Genomic DNA, 16,338 nt, shown 5'->3' with positions numbered 1-16,338 from the left:
TGTAATTGATCAATATTTAAAAAACAACTAACTAAACCAATTACTATACATAACTTACAAGTGCTATATATAAAATGAAAAACCTAACTATCTTACTATTCATTTGCCTACTAAACACAATATTTCTTAATGCTCAGGTAAATAAAGACAGAAAAAAATTACCTGCAACAAGAGTAAACAGTTCTCCTAAAATAGACGGTGATTTAAGCGATGCTGTTTGGCAAAATGTTCCAGTAGCAAAAGATTTCCTTGAATTTAGACCTGACAACGGTAAAAGTGAATTGGCCGATTATAAAACTGAAGTGAAATTGATTTATGATGATAATGCGATTTACATTTCAGCAAAAATGTTTGATCCTGATCCTAAAAATATTCCAGCTGAATTTACTAACAGAGATAATTTTGGAAATTCTGATTTCTTTTTTGCTATGATCAATCCTATCGATGATGGGCAAAATCCGGTCATGTTTATTGTTAATGCTTCTGGTGTACAAATCGATGCAAAAGTATCTAATGGTAATAATGAAGATTACAACTGGAGTGCTGTTTGGGATAGTGATATCAAGTTCACAGATTACGGTTGGAATGTAGAAATGAAAATTCCTTATCGCGCTTTACGTTTTGCTAATAACGAAGTTCAATCTTGGGGAGTTAATTTCCACAGAGAAGTTAGAAACTTAAATAAACGTTATACTTGGAATTACATCGACAATTCTGTAGGAAGATGGACACAATATGACGGTTTAGTTGAAGGATTTCGCAATATTACTCCGCCTACTCGATTAAACTTATATCCTTATGCTTCTGGAACTGTTATAACTGAAGAAGGAAATACGGATAGTGATTGGAGTGTTGGTATGGATATTAAATATGGTTTAACTGAAAACTTCACTTTAGATGCCACGTTAATTCCAGATTTTAGTCAAGTTGGATTCGATAATGTACAACTAAACTTAGGTCCGTTTGAACAACAATTTACAGAACAACGCCAATTTTTTACAGAAGGAACTGAGTTATTTTCAAAAGGACGTTTATTTTATTCAAGAAGAATTGGAGGTTCTCCAACAGATCAATTTGATGTTGGCGGAAATTTACAAAACGACGACAACTTTGTTAATGGTAAAAAAATCAATGAAGAAATTGTCGACAATCCAAATAAAGTTCAAATGTTAAATGCCATCAAAATTTCAGGAAGAACAAAAGATGGATTAGGAATTGGTTTCTTTAACGCTATTACTGAAAAGACTGAAGCTACCATTGAAAAAACAGAACAAACACAAATAGGAACCGAAGTAGTAACCACTAAAAGTCAACGTAAAGCTGTAACAGAACCTTTTACCAACTATAACATTATGGTATTAGATAAGCAGTTTAACCAAAACTCTGCTATCACATTAATCAACACTAATGTTACCAGAGATGGAAGATTTAGAGATGCAAATGCTACTGGATTATTATGGCACGTAGAAGATAAATCTAGTACTTATAATATTGATGGAAGTTTTAGAATGACTCATATTAGTGACGATCCTGCAAATGCGAGTACTGGTTATTCTTTTGATACTAGTATTGGAAAACAATCTGGAGCTTGGCGTTGGGAAATCGGATATAATTTTGAAAACAAAGATTTCAATCCGAACGATTTAGGAATTCTATTCAGTAATAATGAACAAACAGTGTATGGTTTTACAGGATATCGTCAATTAAAACCTGTCGGAATATTTAATAACTTCGGAGTTAACTGGTGGTATAATATTAATTTTCAACATGAATCTGGTATTTATACTGGAACGAATACCGGACTTTCTTTCTGGTCTGAAACACGTAATAGATTCAATTTCGGAGGGAACTTGAATGTTAGAACAACTACTAAAGATTATTTTGAACCTAGAGAAGGAAGTACTTCTGGAGTTTTCTTTGAAAGACCAACTAGAGTGAATTTTAACCACTGGGGAAATACAGATTTTAGAAAAAAATTAGCTTTAGATTATTTCTTCTACCACACTTTCTTCGATAATATTGAAAAAGATGCTTACGGGTTTGGTTTAACACCTAGATATCGATTCAATAATAGATTTTCTATGACCTATTCTTTTGAATACAATCAAGTTGATAATGATTTAGGTTATGTAGATAAGTTAGATAATGGAGATATTATTTTCGGAGATCGAAATAGAAGTACTTACGAAAACTCGTTATCTGGTAAATATAGTTTTAACACAAACGCTTCTTTATCTCTAGCTTTCAGACACAATTGGAGTAAAGTTCCGTATAAAGAACAATTATTACAATTAGATACAACAAACGGACAATTAATTCCGAGTTCGCACAGAGGAAATTACGATCGTAACTTTAACAGTTGGAATTTAGATTTAAATTACGTTTGGCAATTCGCTCCTGGAAGTCAATTAATTGCTTTCTACAGAAACTCTATTAATCCGAATTCTGATTTTGCGCCTGCTGATATTGGCTTTAGTGATAATATTAATCGTCTTTTCGATGAAAACATGATGCACACTTTTTCTTTACGATTAGTATACTTCATAGATTATAACAACATAAAAAAGATTTTCTAACATTCCGTTAGTTTGTTTTTGTAAGAAATCAGATTAAATCTTTTAGTCTGATTTCTTTTTTTTACATTCGTTGTATTGAATAAGCGAGATGATTTCAGGAAAAAATATACATAAAAGTTATGGTGATGTTGAAATTCTAAAAGGTGTTAACATCAATATTGAAAAAGGAGAAATTGTTGCTATTGTTGGTCCGTCTGGAGCTGGTAAAACAACTTTATTACAAATTCTAGGAACTTTAGACAAAGCCAATAAAGAGCAAGATTACGAACTTTCAATAAATAACACTTCTATAAAAGGACTTTCAGATAACGAGCTTGCTACTTTTAGAAATCAACATATTGGTTTTATTTTTCAGTTTCATCAATTACTTCCTGAATTTACTGCAATAGAAAATGTTTGTATTCCTGCATTCATTGCTAAAAAACCTAAAAAAGAAGTTGAACAAAGAGCTAAAGAACTTTTAGCTTTTCTTGGACTTTCACACAGAGAAAATCATAAACCAAGCGAACTTTCTGGTGGTGAACAACAACGTGTTGCTGTTGCTAGATCTTTAATTAATAATCCGTCTGTAATTTTTGCTGATGAACCTTCTGGAAATTTAGATTCTAGTTCTGCTAAAAATCTACATGAACTATTTTTTGAACTTCGTGATAAATTCGGACAAACGTTTGTTTTAGTAACACATAATAAAGAATTGGCGAATATGGCCGACCGAACTTTAGAAATGAAAGACGGTTTAGTTGTAAATCAAAATGAATAATTCAATCCTTTTTTATAGTGTAAAAAACTAAGAGCAAAGAAAATTCTTTACCCTTAGCTGTTATTCATTTTTTATCCCCAAGGATTAAAAAGATTCTGAATTGAAGTTGCATAATCCAACAAATTAATGTGAGGTTGTAATTCTACAATTCCTGGATAAGAACTATACTTATCGAACAAACCGATCACTTTATTCATGTTTGATGCATTGCTTAAAATTGCAACAGAAGGCAACATTTCATCAAAAGTTGCTACTCCCCAATAAATGGCTTTATCTAATGTTTTCGCCCATTCGCTATAATCGTTAGAAGTACCCGCTCTTCCTCCAACTTGTAATAAAGAAGTAATTTGAAACTTATCTGTTTCAGTTGTTGTTTCTGTACTTCCAGAAGCATTATTATACGACGCTCCACCGCCAATACTTGTAAAAGCAGCTTTAAAAGAACCTCCAAACTCTTGTCTGTTCGTTTCTGACTCGCTAAACTCTGTTATTGTTGTAGAATCGCTAGAAAATAATGCACCTCCTAAATTATATTCTTTGGGAACATAATATCCGTATTCATTCAATACCTCAACTACCGCTTTACAAGTTTTAAAATCATTATCTGAATATTTAAGTAAAGCTTGATTGATCGCCTCATTAAAATCTTCGGAAGCTACATAGTTATCAATATCTACTTGTAAGGCAACTTTTCTCACTAAAAACTTCCCTGTGATATATTGAGTTACTTTACTACTCGATTGATTTTTGCTTTGTTCGAATTTAAATTCTGCTTCTCCTCCAACAGTCGGACTTGCTAGTGACACCGAACCACTATTTGTATTTGTTTCTTGTAATGAATGTGTTACTTTAGAATACGCATCTTTATTCTCAACTTCCGTAAGTACTCTTGGTACTAATGCATCAGGAAATTTACCTTCTTTCCATGAATATAATTTTTTAAATGATTTTGTAAATCCTTTTTCTGGATCGAAAGTTAGTCCGTTATAAATTTGCACATTTTCAAAAAGTGATAATTTTTCAGTCGGACTTAAATCCATATAATATTGAACACCATCTTGAGGATCTAATGGATCTGAAAGATCTAATACCCCAATTGTTACAGTGTTTCCTTCATTCAATAAAACGCTTAACGCAATTTGAGATTCCGTAGAAAGTAAAATTTTGCTTCCTTCATTTAAAAAATGATCTTCTCTTTTCATGAAGTTATCAACTTCCGTTGATTCTAATACTTTTCTAACCTCAGATAATTTAGTATTAATATCAAAAAGATACGAAATTGACTCTGCTCCTGCTTTTTGAAATATTATTAATTTTATATCGCTATTTTTCTCTATACTTTTTTTAGCCATGTTTTCTTAATTTTAATTGAACTCAATTATTTACCAACTATTAACCTTCCCAAATTGAAGGATCTATGTTATTCATCTGTCCAAATACAGCATCTGCATCTGCTTTACTTATGAATACAAAAACATAAAAGATTACTTCTCCAATAATATTTTCTGGACTCTGACTATCTTTTACATTATAAATTGTTCCGAAATTTTGCTGTGATTGTGATCCTGAAGGAACTGTTGTTCCTGGTTCTATAGTTGTTCCTGGTATTACCGATTCGTCTCCGTTAACCAATTTAGCGTACGGAGTTGTTACCGTTGAAGTGCTTTTAACAGATTCGCTTTGGTAAGGCACAGGTAATGGTAAATTACATTTGTGCACTTTTCCATCAGATTTGTACTCTGTCACTTTCCAAGTTCTTATCGAAAATTTCATGTAATTCAATGTACTTCCTCCAATATTTAAACTATCAGTAGCAACAACTTTGATCATACTTTTATGCTGACTCTGATTTTTTGTAAAGTAACAACGTAAAGTTGATCTTCCATAGTTACCTCCATCCGTAGGACAAGTTGTATACGTTCTATATAAAGGTTCGCTATTAATTGGAGAGCCTGAAGTTGGTTTTATAGTGTAACCATAACCTGCTGCTGCCCAAGAACTAAGTTCGAATTGAATAATACTGTCTTTTTCACAAACCACTACATTTTCTAAACTAACACCAGGTAAATCTGGATTAGCAGTTTTTACATTGGTTAACATAAAAGGTTGAAACTTTCCTAAGTTGGCAGTTCTAGCTTCTTCATCTGTAGTATTCAATCGCATTCTACAAGACATGTATCTATCGAACCACCAATCGGTACTAAAACCAATTAAATCGGTTTCTCTTGTTTTATTTACGTTCGTTAAATATGCTTGATTATTAATTCCTACGACACCACTCAAAGGCACGTATTTTTCGGTTCCCATACCAATAACCATATCTTCATATTTTAAATTGGTATTTTGGTAATTGATAAATCTGAAGTTGTCTGTACTTTCAGTTGTTGTCATGAATCCTGATGCGACTAGTTTACTTCTAATCTCATTCAGTGTAGTACTTTCATCAAATTCAAAAGGAGTGAATTGCACATCTCCTTTGTAGAAATAAAAGGTTTTAATCATCTTTTAATTTTTTAGTTTATACTTGGTTTAAAAGCATTAAAAAACATGATGTTTTTTATTACTTACACCGTAAAACTATTTTGAAAAAGATGTGTTAATTTATTTTTTGACATCAACTCTATAAAACGCTACATAGAGTTGTAATTTTAATGTATAGAATTCTATGCTTGATGTGGATTATCTTAAAACGATATTCTTCTTTATAATATCTTTATACTTATCGCTTAATGTAACTTTATATCCACCAGAAAGAATTATCAAATTATCATTAGGGAAAATCTCTTCTATCATAGATACATTAACAACAAAATTTCTACTCGCTTTACTAAATAATTTAGGATCTAATAATTGTAAGACTTTGGTTAATGATATTAAGATGACAAACTTTCCTTTTTCTGTTATGATATTGCAATAACGTCCTTCAACTTCAATAAAGATAATTTCAGTGATCAGTACTTTCTTGAGTGATTTTCCTTTTTGAATATATAAGTAATCATTACTTACTATGGTATCTTGATCGTCACTTGTAAAAACATCGTTTTGACCGTAAAATTTTTCCATAGCTAAATGAATAGAAAACAGCAATTCTAATTCATTAAAAGGTTTTACCATATAATTGAAAGGCATTGTAGCTTTTGCTCTTTCAAACAATTCTTTATCTGTAGAACTTGTTAAAAACAGAAATGGTCTTTTGGTATCTTTTAAACTATTTATAGTTTCTGCGAAAGAAATTCCATCAGGATGTTCTCCTAAAAAAATATCGATAATAACCAGATCAATATCTTTTCTTGACAAATATGTTGCTATCGCATCTTTAAAATTTTGAGCTACGCCAATTACATTATAATTATGAGTTTCTAAAACATCTACTAATGCTTCACTTTCAACAGGATTATCTTCAACGATAAAAACATTTACATTATCCATTCACAAGAGGTTTAGGTAAAGATACAATCATTTTTGTTCCTTTTCCTAGTTCACTTTGAATAGATAGTTTTCCTTTGTTTTTTTGAATCATCGATTTACATAACTGTAAACCTAATCCTGAACCAATTATGTTTTTATGTGTACGTTTTTCTACAGTAATTGTTGTTGCTAATAATTTCTCTTGAGTTTTAAGATCCATTCCAATACCAGAATCTTCAACAATAATAGCAATCGAATCATCATTAATTTCTTCTGTATAAATCTTAATTTCATCTTTAGCTTCAGAAAACTTCATCGCATTATCCAATAAATTCCTCAGTATTATTTTTAATGATTCTTGATCTGCCAAAACTTTAATTCCTTTTGCCACTGAGTTTGTGAACTGAAGTTGTTTTTCTTCTAGCAAAGGAATGTAATTGTATACCACATGTTCTACAGTAAAATGTAAATGTATTTCTTGAATTTCAAAATAGGACTGCTTGGTTTGTAGCATTGCCCAATTCAATAAATTGTCTAATAAATTATAAGCGCTACTAACAACAGTACTATTATGCTGTAAGATTTGATGAGCTTCACTAATATTTTCTTTTTCTATATTTCGAATTACTTTCTTGTTACTCAGTTTTAATGTATTTACTGAAGAACGTAAATCATGACTTACTATTGAAAATAACTGATCTTTAGTAGCATTTAATACATCTAGCTCTTCTTTTTGAGTTAAAATCGTTTTTTTAGATTTTACATTTAACCTATAAAAAAAAGTAATCACCAGTAATAAAATTACAAGCGCAATTACTATGTAAAAGAAACTATTTCGTTCTGCAACTTTTGCGTTGTTTTCTGCTGTTAAAAGATCTACCTCAACTTGTTTCTTTTCTACTGCTAACTTTTTTTCTAACTGTGCTAACTCCCATATTTTATTATGATTATTTAAAGAGTCATTCCATTTTTCATATTCTTTTCTATACTTTAAAGCAGCAGTTAAATCTTTTCGATTTTCTTCTACTACAGCCATATTTTTTGCTGTATTCTTTTTTAATGTGAAGTTATCTACATTTTTAGAAAACTTATAGGCTTTTATGAAATAAGGAATCGCTAAATCATCTTTATATTGTTCGTAATATAAATTGGCGATATCTCCATACGCTCCAACCAACTCTACTGTGTCTTTATCTTTCTCATACAACTCAATACTATTGGTTAGATATTCTTCTGCATTTTTCAACTTTTTTAAATGTAAAAAGCATAAACCAATATTGTGCTTTACATTACTTAATGAAATTCCTTTAACTTCTGAATCCCATTCTTTTTCAATCTTCTGAAAAATACCCAATGCTTTTGAAAAATTATTTTCTTCTAAAGCAATTTCTCCTAAATAAGATTGAACATGGGATGAGAGTGCAAATGGATTTTTGATTTTATGAAAAACTTCTTTTGCTCCTTCATTATTTTTCTTTCTTTGTAAGCTATAGCCTCTTAAAAAGAGATAATATTTTTGAAGCTCTAAATTTACAGCCTCATCACTTTGTAGAATTTTAGCTGTATATAGTAGTGTAGAATCCCATTTTTCATTTACCAATAACTCAAGGGATTTTTTAAAATTTACATCATTTGAGAATTGTTCAGTTTTTGAAGATATTATATTTTCTAACTCTAAAAGTTCTTGTTTCTGTGAGAAAACAACATTAAATGTGAGCAATAGAAAACATAATAAAAGAGGTTTAATAGTAGGCATTTTAAAAACTTATTTGGTGGTTTTTAAAATACAAAAAGCGGTGAAAGATTCACCACTTTTTTATGAAGTTTTTAGTTTAAAATCCTGGAGTACCCGAAGATGGTTTCACTGTAGTTACTGTTCCTCTTGAAGTTTCTGGGTTTCTATTAATTACAAACAATTCTACTGTTTTTATTTTATCTACTGGAACTGTCTCTTTTTCGCTGCATTTAATTGCTCCGTCACAAAACTCCATCAGAAATGGATAATATCTAAAACCTTGTTCATTATTCTTATCGCTATGAATAAATGTCATATAAATATTCAATTGATATTCACCTGATGATTTATACGTAAAGTTGTAATAAAATTCAAACTGATCTTTTTTAACTCCATAATCACTATTTACAAAAGCGACTCCTTGAACAAAAATATTTTTCTCTTTGCCTTCTCCTCTTAAATAGGTAAGTACTGTTGGTGCTAAAACTCCTGGGTATTCTACTCCGAAATCTATCGGAATTGCAAAATCTTGACCTTCACCTACCGAAACTTTTATAAGCTTATCTTTTTTCGTGATCTTATATCCCGGAATTCTTGCTAACTCTTTTTTACTTTTCGTTACACTGTTTGTTAATTCGCTACTCATGTTACTTTGTTTTTCTTGGTTTACATTAATTGTTATAGAATTATCAATTTTAAAAAACAAATAATTCTATAACAAAGAGAAAATAAAAAAACCTTGAAGTCGACTTTAATGTCATAAAGTTTATATAAAGCTGCATGAAATAGCGATTTACTATGTATAGAAAAACAACAACTTTACTCTAAAACTTTTTATTTAATTTTAGCAGAAATATTAAATTCTATGATTTGTATTTCATGTGGTCATGAACATGATGAAAAATTTTGTCCTAATTGTGGTGAGAAAGCAGATAATAAAACTATTACGTTAACCTCATTGATTGCTACTTCTTCCAAAAGTTTAATTGAAATGGACAAAGGTTTTTTATACAATGTAAAACACTTGTGTATTTCTCCTAAAAAGATGGTGATAGATTATTTAAACGGTAAAAGAAAAGGTGTATTTAACCCTATCTCTTTCCTTATAATCACCACTACAATCTATATCATTTTAGAAGGGTTCTCAAAATCAGGATTTACTATAGATGTGAGCCCCGAAATTGAAAAACAAAAAATATATTCTCTTAGTTACAAAACAGGTGCGTTTATTAGAAAATATTTCAAATTTTTCTGGGCGTTTTGCATATTTCCTATGGCAATAGTAACTAATCTATTTTACAGGAAATATAATTTTTGGGAACATCTTACCATTAGTGCTTTTATGTTTGGCCAAGCAACACTTTTAGGAACAGTCTTATTACTGATTACACAAATACCTTTAATATTTAATCCTTTAGTTTACATTATACTCACCTTTTTTATTTATTCGATATTTAGCGAAAAAAAACATAAAGGAGAAGATATTTCTAAAGCTTTAACTATTATGTTTTTATATGGAATACTTTTATTTATTGTAATTTTAATTTTAAGCACAACAATCAAATATATCTAAATCAAACTCTATTCAAAATGAAAAAATACTTTCTATTATTTACATTCTTCAGTTTTGTAGCGATTCAAGCTCAAGACATGAGAGTTCCTGTAGATACTACTGTAATAACTACAAACACAGTAACTATAAAAGGAAAACGTGTTAGTTATAAAGCGCAAACTGGTACACAACCTGTTTTTGATGCTAACGGAAATACTAAAGCAACTTTATTCTACACTTATTACCATAGAACCGATGTTACAAATAGCGAAAATCGTCCTTTAATTATGTCTTTTAATGGCGGACCAGGATCGGCTTCTGTTTGGATGCATATTGCGTATACTGGACCAAAGACTTTAAAAATTGATGATGAAGGAAATCCTATTCAACCTTATGGAATTAAAGACAATCCATATTCAGTTTTAGATGTTGCTGATATCGTTTTTGTAAATCCAGTTAATACAGGATATTCAAGACCAGTAGTTAAAAAAGGAGAAAAAGTTGACAAAAAATATTTCTTCGGAGTTAATGCAGATGCAAAATATTTAGCAGATTGGTTAAATACTTTTGTAACTCGAAATAATAAATGGAAAGCTCCTAAATATATTATTGGGGAAAGTTATGGTGGAACACGTGTAATGCAATTGGCTTATGAATTGCAAAGCAGACAATGGATGTATTTAAATGGAGTTATTATGGTTTCTCCTGCAGACTATAAATTATTACGTACAGAAAGTTCTGAAGATTATGCGATAAACTTCCCATATTTTACAGCTGCAGCTTGGTATCACAAAAGATTACCAGCAGCATTACAACAAAAAGATTTATTAGATATACTTCCTGAATCTGAAAACTTTGCCGTAAACAATTTACTTCCTGCATTAGCAAAAGGTGGTTATATTGGTGAAACAGAAAAGAATGCTGTTGCTGAAAAAATGGCTTACTTTTCTGGAATTGATAAAAAAGTAATTCTTCAGCACAATTTAGAAGTTCCGAAACCTTATTTCTGGAAAGAATTATTACGTAATTCTTCAGGAAATACAATTGGACGTTTAGATAGTCGATATTTAGGTTTAGATCGTAGAGAAACAGGAACTAGTCCAGATTATAGTCCAGAATTAGTTTCTTGGTTACACTCTTTTACTCCTGCGATTAATTACTACACACAAAATGTTTTAAATTTTAAAACAGATGTAAAATATAATATGTTCGGACCTGTACGTCCTTGGGATTTCTCAAACAATAATGCCAGAGAGAACTTAAGAAAAGCTATGGCTGAAAATCCATATTTACAACTTTTAGTACAATCTGGTTACTACGATGGTGCAACTACATATAGTGCTGCTAAATACACTATGGGAAAAATTGATCCTAGTGGAAAATTAAAAAACAGAATGTCTTTTAAAGGATACAGAAGCGGACATATGATGTACTTAAGAAAAGAAGATTTAGAAAAGGCTAATGATGATTTACGTGCTTTTATTTTAAAAAGCTCAAAAAACGTTGGTGCTGCTAAATATTAATTTTCTTGTAACTTTTTCATACAAAAGTCTACTTATTGACAAACACATTTGTCATGAGAGCAACCTTTAATGAATTAATTGCATACTTAAAAAATCCTGTTTTAGAACAAGACCCTAATACTGATCCTAAATATAGACTGACAAAGTTCTTTCATTTATTAGTGATCAGTATTATTTCTATTGGTGTATTAACTCCATTATTAGGTTTAGTTGAAGCTTCTGGTTTGGTGGATATGGAAAACCATGCGGTTGTAGAAATGATGGAGAAATTTCCGAAAATTGCTGTATTTTTTCTTGCAGCTATTTTAGCCCCATTAATAGAAGAAGTAATTTTTAGAGCGCCTTTGCCTTTATTTAAAGACAGACAAGCATTTAAAATTGCCTTTTATGTTTTCGCACTTATCTTTGGTTTAGTGCATCTTACAAACTATACCATTACCACTAATGTACTTTTATTAACTCCGATTTTAGTTGCGCCTCAAATTATTTTAGGAGCTTACTTAGGTTTTATTCGTGTTCGTTTTGGTTTAGGATGGAGTATTTTATTGCATGCTTGCTATAATGGTTTCTTTATTTCCCTTAGCTTTGTTGGTCTTCCAACATAATGAAATATGACAACTAAAGAACTTAAAGAGTTTTTAGACGAAAAAGCAGATTTTTACGAGAATGATCAATTTATTGATAGTGATCCAATTCAAATTCCTCATCGATATACATTAAAAGAAGATATTGAAATTGCTGGATTTCTTTCTTCTATTATTGCTTGGGGAAACCGAACAATGATTATTAAGAATTCTAGTCGAATGATGGAACTAATGGGAAACTCTCCTTATGATTTTGTCTTAAATCATTCTGAAGATCAACTTGATAATTTTGATGGGTTTGTACATCGAACTTTTAATGCTGAAGATTTTAAATTCTTTATCCGTTCTTTAAAAAACATTTACTCAAATCATAATGGATTAGAAGCTGTTTTACTTCCTAAAAATGCTGACAATTATCAATTAGCTATTCATAATTTTAAACAGATTTTCTTTGAAATTCCACATTTACAAAGAACTCAAAAACATATTTCCGATCCTGTAAAAGGTTCTGCTGCAAAGCGTATAAACATGTTTTTACGTTGGATGGTTCGAGATGCAAAAAAAGGAGTTGATTTTGGTATTTGGAAAACACATTCCTCAAAACATTTACATTGTCCGTTAGATGTTCATACTGGTAATATTGCAAGAAAACTTGAAATTTTAACTCGAAAGCAAAACGATTGGAAGGCTATAAAAGAGCTGGATGAAACCCTAAGGAAATTTGACAGCAACGACCCTGTTAAATATGACTTTGCGCTCTTTGGTTTAGGTGTTTTTGAGAAATTTTAGTAAAATTATTTCCTTACATTTGATCATCAATCAAATATTAGGTTTCATGCGCTTTAAAACTACTTTAATAGCAGTACTTGTTATTACAATTAATCTTTTTTCTCAGAATATTAAATCACCTTCTGAATTCTTTGAATATCCTTTAGGATCTCAATTTACAAGACATCATCAAGTTGTTGATTACTTTAAGCATTTAGCTCAAAATTCTCCAAACATTACCATTGAGCAATATGGTAAAACATATGAAAGAAGACCTTTACAAGTTGCTTACATCAGTAGTAAAAGTAATATTGAGAACTTAGAAAAAATTAGAAAACAACACTTAACAAATACTAAACTAGAAAACACGTCGCCTTTACAAGATAAAGCTATCGTTTGGTTAAGTTATAATGTTCACGGTAACGAAGCTTCTGCAACTGAAGCTGGAATTTTAACAGCTTACAAATTATTAACTGAAAAGCAAGCTTGGTTAGAAAATGTTATTGTGATTTTAGATCCATGTATTAATCCAGATGGTAGAGATCGTTATGTAAACTGGTTTACACAAGTTTCAAATAGAAATATAAATCCGAATCCTGCTGCAATTGAGCACAATGAACCATGGATTCAAGGAAGGCCAAATCATTATTTATTTGACTTAAATAGAGACTGGGCTTGGGCAACTCAAATCGAATCTCAACAACGTTTAAAAATCTATAACAAGTGGTTACCTCACATTCATGTAGATTTCCACGAACAATACATTAATAATCCGTATTACTTTGCTCCTGCTGCTGAACCTTTTCATGAAATTGTAACTAAATTTCAAAAAGATTTCCAAGGAGAAATTGGAAAAAACCATGCGAAATATTTCGATGAAAAAGGTTGGTTATATTTCACTAAAGAAAGTTTCGATTTATTATATCCTAGTTATGGAGATACATACCCAACTTTTAACGGAGCGATTGGTATGACTTACGAGCAAGCTGGTCATGGAATGGCTGGTTTAGGTATAAAAACTGCTGAAGGTGATATTTTAACTTTAAAAGACAGATTATTACATCACACTACAACAGGATTGTCAACTGTAGAAGTAGCTGCTAAAAATGCTGGCAAATTAAATTCTGAATTTAAAAAGTATTACAATGATAAGAACTACAAATATGCTTCTTATGTATTACAAGGAAATCCTGATAAAATTGAGCAATTAAAAAAATTATTAGATCGTCATGAAATTCAATACGGAAAAGCAACTAGCAAATCTGTATCTGGATATGTATTTGCAAAAAATGGAAACGGTCAGCTTAAAATTGATCAAAATAACATTACCATTAATACAGATCAGCCTAAAGGAAAATTAGTAGAAGTTTTATTTGAACCAAAAGCGACTATTAAAGATACCTTAACTTATGATATTACGGCTTGGTCTTTACCATATGCATACGGATTAAATACTGTTGCTAGTAAAAATAAAGTTAATACGAGTCGTTACAGTTCTTCTGTACCAAAAGCTACGTTAAAAAACAATGTTTACGCCTATGTTTTTGATTGGAATCATATTACAGACGCTGCTTTATTAACTGATTTATTAAATAATAAAGTGCGTGTAAGAACTAATGAAAAGATGATGGTGAATAGCAATCATAATTTAGCTCCAGGTTCTTTAATCGTTGCAAAAAGAGACAATAAACACATTGCTAATTTTGATGCACTACTTTTAAAAATTAGTAAAAAACATAATAAAGTAAATCACCATATTACTACAGGATTATCTACAAAAGGTGTAGATATGGGATCTTCTAGTGTTCGAGAAATTAAACAAAATAAAATCGCTGTTTTATCTGGAAGAGGAATTTCTACTTTAAGTTACGGTGAAGTTCGTTATTTCTTAGAGCAAGATTTAAACTACGATTACAGTGCAATTCCTGCAAGAAATTTATCGGCTAAGTTACTTTCGAAATTCAACACTTTAATTTTACCTAACGGAAGTTACCGCAACATTTTAAACGAATCGAAATTAAAAGCTTTAAAATCTTGGGTTAGTCAAGGAGGAAAAGTTATCGCAATTGGAAGCGCTAATCAAGTATTTAGTTCAAGTAAATTATTCAATTTAAGTCCTAAAAAATCTAAAAAGGATAAGAAAAAAGAAGAAAGTAAAACAACAAAGTTGATTCTACATAAAGACAAAGAGAGAGATTATATTAAGAAGTTAATTACTGGTGCAATTTTTAAAACTAAAATTGACAATTCACATCCTTTAGGTTTCGGTTATGGTAACGACTATTTCACGCTAAAATTAGGAAGTAGTACTTACGATTACTTAAAAAACGGATCGAATGTAGTTACATTAGATAACAATACCGTAGTTTCTGGATTTGCAGGTGCTGAAACTTTAAAAAAGCAACAAAACTCATTAATTTTTGGAAATGAGAATATCGGAAGAGGAAATATTATTTACTTAACTGATAATCCATTATTTAGAGGCTTTTGGGATAATGGAAAACTTTTCTTTGCAAATGCCATATTTATGGTGAATTAACTTGCATATGAAGAATATTTAACTATTTTTAACTTTTTAAACTAAACTACAATGAAAAATGCTATAACAGAGATGAAGAGTTTAGATATTTATGTTAATTCTTTATCTGTAAAACAATACGAAGAAATTAAAGGATCTTTAGTTTCAGACAACAGGGCGAGAGTTAATATGTTAAGTTTTGACATCCATTTACAGAATTATAATTTTTTGTGTGAAGAGTCTTCTTTACAACAAGACATATTTTCACTACAAAATCTAGCGAAAAAGTTTACTTGGAAAAGTAATATTGAACAAATTCTTTCTAAGAATTCTTTTGAAGCTTTAATTCTAACGGATATCGATAGAAATATTCTTTGGGTAAACGATGGTTTTTCTAAAATGACTGGTTATCCTAAAAATTACGCAATACGTAAAACACCTAATTTCTTACAAGGTAATGCTACTTCTGATACTGTTAGATCTAGAATTCGCAAGAAATTAGCTTTAGGTAATCCTTTTAAGGAAGTAATTATAAATCATAAGAAAGATAAAACTCAATACAAATGTGAGATTCATATTTTCCCATTAAAGGATAACGATGAAGTCACTCACTTTTTAGCTTTAGAAAGACAAATTGCTTAGTTTTTAAGTAATCACAACACATAAAAAACCTTGAAATTCTGTAAATGAATTTCAAGGTTTTGTTTTTAGGATGAGTAACTAGTTTCTTTGATATATAATTGTTGGTTGCAAACAATTCTCTAAAAACAAAAAGCCACAACAATTATAAAAATGTTGTGATTAGCATATTTAATTATTGTTTTTACTTACTCTTATTCTGCAATCTAAAGGATTCGAGTGACTAAATCTTACTAGTTAAAAATCCAATATGGTCTATCGTTAAAATTGTATGG

Annotated in this window: 13 protein-coding genes; 8 read left to right on the top strand and 5 right to left on the bottom strand. The window is 30.2% G+C overall.

Annotation, left to right across the window (positions count from 1 at the left end):
• Positions 1-74 precede the first annotated feature (74 nt).
• Entirely contained in the window at positions 75-2,576 is a 2,502-nt protein-coding gene (locus Q1A15_RS12345; RefSeq protein ID WP_299624114.1) for a DUF5916 domain-containing protein, read from the top strand.
• A gap of 88 nt (positions 2,577-2,664) precedes the next feature.
• A complete protein-coding gene (locus tag Q1A15_RS12340; protein ID WP_299624111.1) occupies positions 2,665-3,336 on the top strand; it encodes an ABC transporter ATP-binding protein in 672 nt (223 codons plus the stop codon).
• A gap of 71 nt (positions 3,337-3,407) precedes the next feature.
• Here the strand turns inward: Q1A15_RS12340 and Q1A15_RS12335 are convergent, their stop codons facing one another.
• The 5 genes from Q1A15_RS12335 to Q1A15_RS12315 form a co-directional block, all read right to left on the bottom strand.
• Positions 3,408-4,688: an MAC/perforin domain-containing protein gene (locus tag Q1A15_RS12335; protein WP_299624108.1), complete on the bottom strand. Its 1,281-nt coding sequence runs from the start codon at positions 4,686-4,688 to the stop codon at positions 3,408-3,410.
• Positions 4,689-4,728: 40 nt separating this feature from the next.
• Entirely contained in the window at positions 4,729-5,838 is a 1,110-nt protein-coding gene (locus tag Q1A15_RS12330) for a hypothetical protein (RefSeq protein ID WP_299624105.1), read from the bottom strand.
• A 177-nt stretch (positions 5,839-6,015) separates the two neighbouring features.
• The gene (locus Q1A15_RS12325; protein ID WP_299624102.1) at positions 6,016-6,765 is read right to left on the bottom strand and encodes a response regulator transcription factor; all 750 of its coding nucleotides are present in this window, start codon (positions 6,763-6,765) and stop codon (positions 6,016-6,018) included.
• Positions 6,758-8,500, bottom strand: a complete 1,743-nt coding sequence (locus tag Q1A15_RS12320) for a tetratricopeptide repeat-containing sensor histidine kinase (RefSeq protein WP_299624099.1) — start codon at positions 8,498-8,500, stop codon at positions 6,758-6,760. The genes Q1A15_RS12325 and Q1A15_RS12320 overlap by 8 nt, the downstream gene beginning before the upstream one ends.
• Before the next feature lie 76 nt (positions 8,501-8,576).
• Entirely contained in the window at positions 8,577-9,125 is a 549-nt protein-coding gene (locus tag Q1A15_RS12315) for a hypothetical protein (protein WP_299624096.1), read from the bottom strand.
• 219 nt (positions 9,126-9,344) lie between these two features.
• Here Q1A15_RS12315 and Q1A15_RS12310 point away from each other — a divergent pair, with 219 nt between their 5' ends.
• The 6 genes from Q1A15_RS12310 to Q1A15_RS12285 are packed head-to-tail and all read left to right on the top strand — an operon-like array spanning position 9,345 to position 16,066.
• On the top strand, positions 9,345-10,052 hold the full coding sequence (locus tag Q1A15_RS12310; protein WP_299624093.1) for a DUF3667 domain-containing protein: 708 nt from the start codon (positions 9,345-9,347) through the stop codon (positions 10,050-10,052).
• A 17-nt stretch (positions 10,053-10,069) separates the two neighbouring features.
• On the top strand, positions 10,070-11,554 hold the full coding sequence (locus Q1A15_RS12305; RefSeq protein ID WP_299624090.1) for a carboxypeptidase: 1,485 nt from the start codon (positions 10,070-10,072) through the stop codon (positions 11,552-11,554).
• Between the two features lie 53 nt (positions 11,555-11,607).
• Complete coding sequence (locus tag Q1A15_RS12300; protein WP_299624087.1) at positions 11,608-12,159, top strand: CPBP family intramembrane glutamic endopeptidase; 552 nt, start codon at positions 11,608-11,610, stop codon at positions 12,157-12,159.
• Positions 12,160-12,165: 6 nt separating this feature from the next.
• Complete coding sequence (locus Q1A15_RS12295; RefSeq protein ID WP_299624084.1) at positions 12,166-12,927, top strand: TIGR02757 family protein; 762 nt, start codon at positions 12,166-12,168, stop codon at positions 12,925-12,927.
• 46 nt (positions 12,928-12,973) lie between these two features.
• The gene (locus Q1A15_RS12290) at positions 12,974-15,445 is read left to right on the top strand and encodes a M14 metallopeptidase family protein (protein ID WP_299624081.1); all 2,472 of its coding nucleotides are present in this window, start codon (positions 12,974-12,976) and stop codon (positions 15,443-15,445) included.
• A 51-nt stretch (positions 15,446-15,496) separates the two neighbouring features.
• Positions 15,497-16,066 (top strand): PAS domain-containing protein, encoded by a 570-nt coding sequence (locus Q1A15_RS12285; RefSeq protein ID WP_299624078.1) that lies wholly within the window; start codon positions 15,497-15,499, stop codon positions 16,064-16,066.
• Positions 16,067-16,338: the final 272 nt, after the last annotated feature.

This window comes from uncultured Tenacibaculum sp. (genome assembly GCF_947495995.1).
Classification (GTDB): domain Bacteria; phylum Bacteroidota; class Bacteroidia; order Flavobacteriales; family Flavobacteriaceae; genus Polaribacter.
This window is presented reverse-complemented; position numbering and strand designations above follow the sequence as displayed.

Excerpts from the sequence above, each read along its gene's own strand:
- Q1A15_RS12345 (WP_299624114.1), top strand. The coding sequence starts at position 75 with ATGAAAAACCTAACTATCTTACTATTCATTTGCCTACTAAACACAATA.
- Q1A15_RS12340 (WP_299624111.1), top strand. The coding sequence starts at position 2,665 with ATGATTTCAGGAAAAAATATACATAAAAGTTATGGTGATGTTGAAATT.
- Q1A15_RS12335 (WP_299624108.1), bottom strand. The coding sequence starts at position 4,688 with ATGGCTAAAAAAAGTATAGAGAAAAATAGCGATATAAAATTAATAATA.
- Q1A15_RS12330 (WP_299624105.1), bottom strand. The coding sequence starts at position 5,838 with ATGATTAAAACCTTTTATTTCTACAAAGGAGATGTGCAATTCACTCCT.
- Q1A15_RS12325 (WP_299624102.1), bottom strand. The coding sequence starts at position 6,765 with ATGGATAATGTAAATGTTTTTATCGTTGAAGATAATCCTGTTGAAAGT.
- Q1A15_RS12320 (WP_299624099.1), bottom strand. The coding sequence starts at position 8,500 with ATGCCTACTATTAAACCTCTTTTATTATGTTTTCTATTGCTCACATTT.
- Q1A15_RS12315 (WP_299624096.1), bottom strand. The coding sequence starts at position 9,125 with ATGAGTAGCGAATTAACAAACAGTGTAACGAAAAGTAAAAAAGAGTTA.
- Q1A15_RS12310 (WP_299624093.1), top strand. The coding sequence starts at position 9,345 with ATGATTTGTATTTCATGTGGTCATGAACATGATGAAAAATTTTGTCCT.
- Q1A15_RS12305 (WP_299624090.1), top strand. The coding sequence starts at position 10,070 with ATGAAAAAATACTTTCTATTATTTACATTCTTCAGTTTTGTAGCGATT.
- Q1A15_RS12300 (WP_299624087.1), top strand. The coding sequence starts at position 11,608 with ATGAGAGCAACCTTTAATGAATTAATTGCATACTTAAAAAATCCTGTT.
- Q1A15_RS12295 (WP_299624084.1), top strand. The coding sequence starts at position 12,166 with ATGACAACTAAAGAACTTAAAGAGTTTTTAGACGAAAAAGCAGATTTT.
- Q1A15_RS12290 (WP_299624081.1), top strand. The coding sequence starts at position 12,974 with ATGCGCTTTAAAACTACTTTAATAGCAGTACTTGTTATTACAATTAAT.
- Q1A15_RS12285 (WP_299624078.1), top strand. The coding sequence starts at position 15,497 with ATGAAAAATGCTATAACAGAGATGAAGAGTTTAGATATTTATGTTAAT.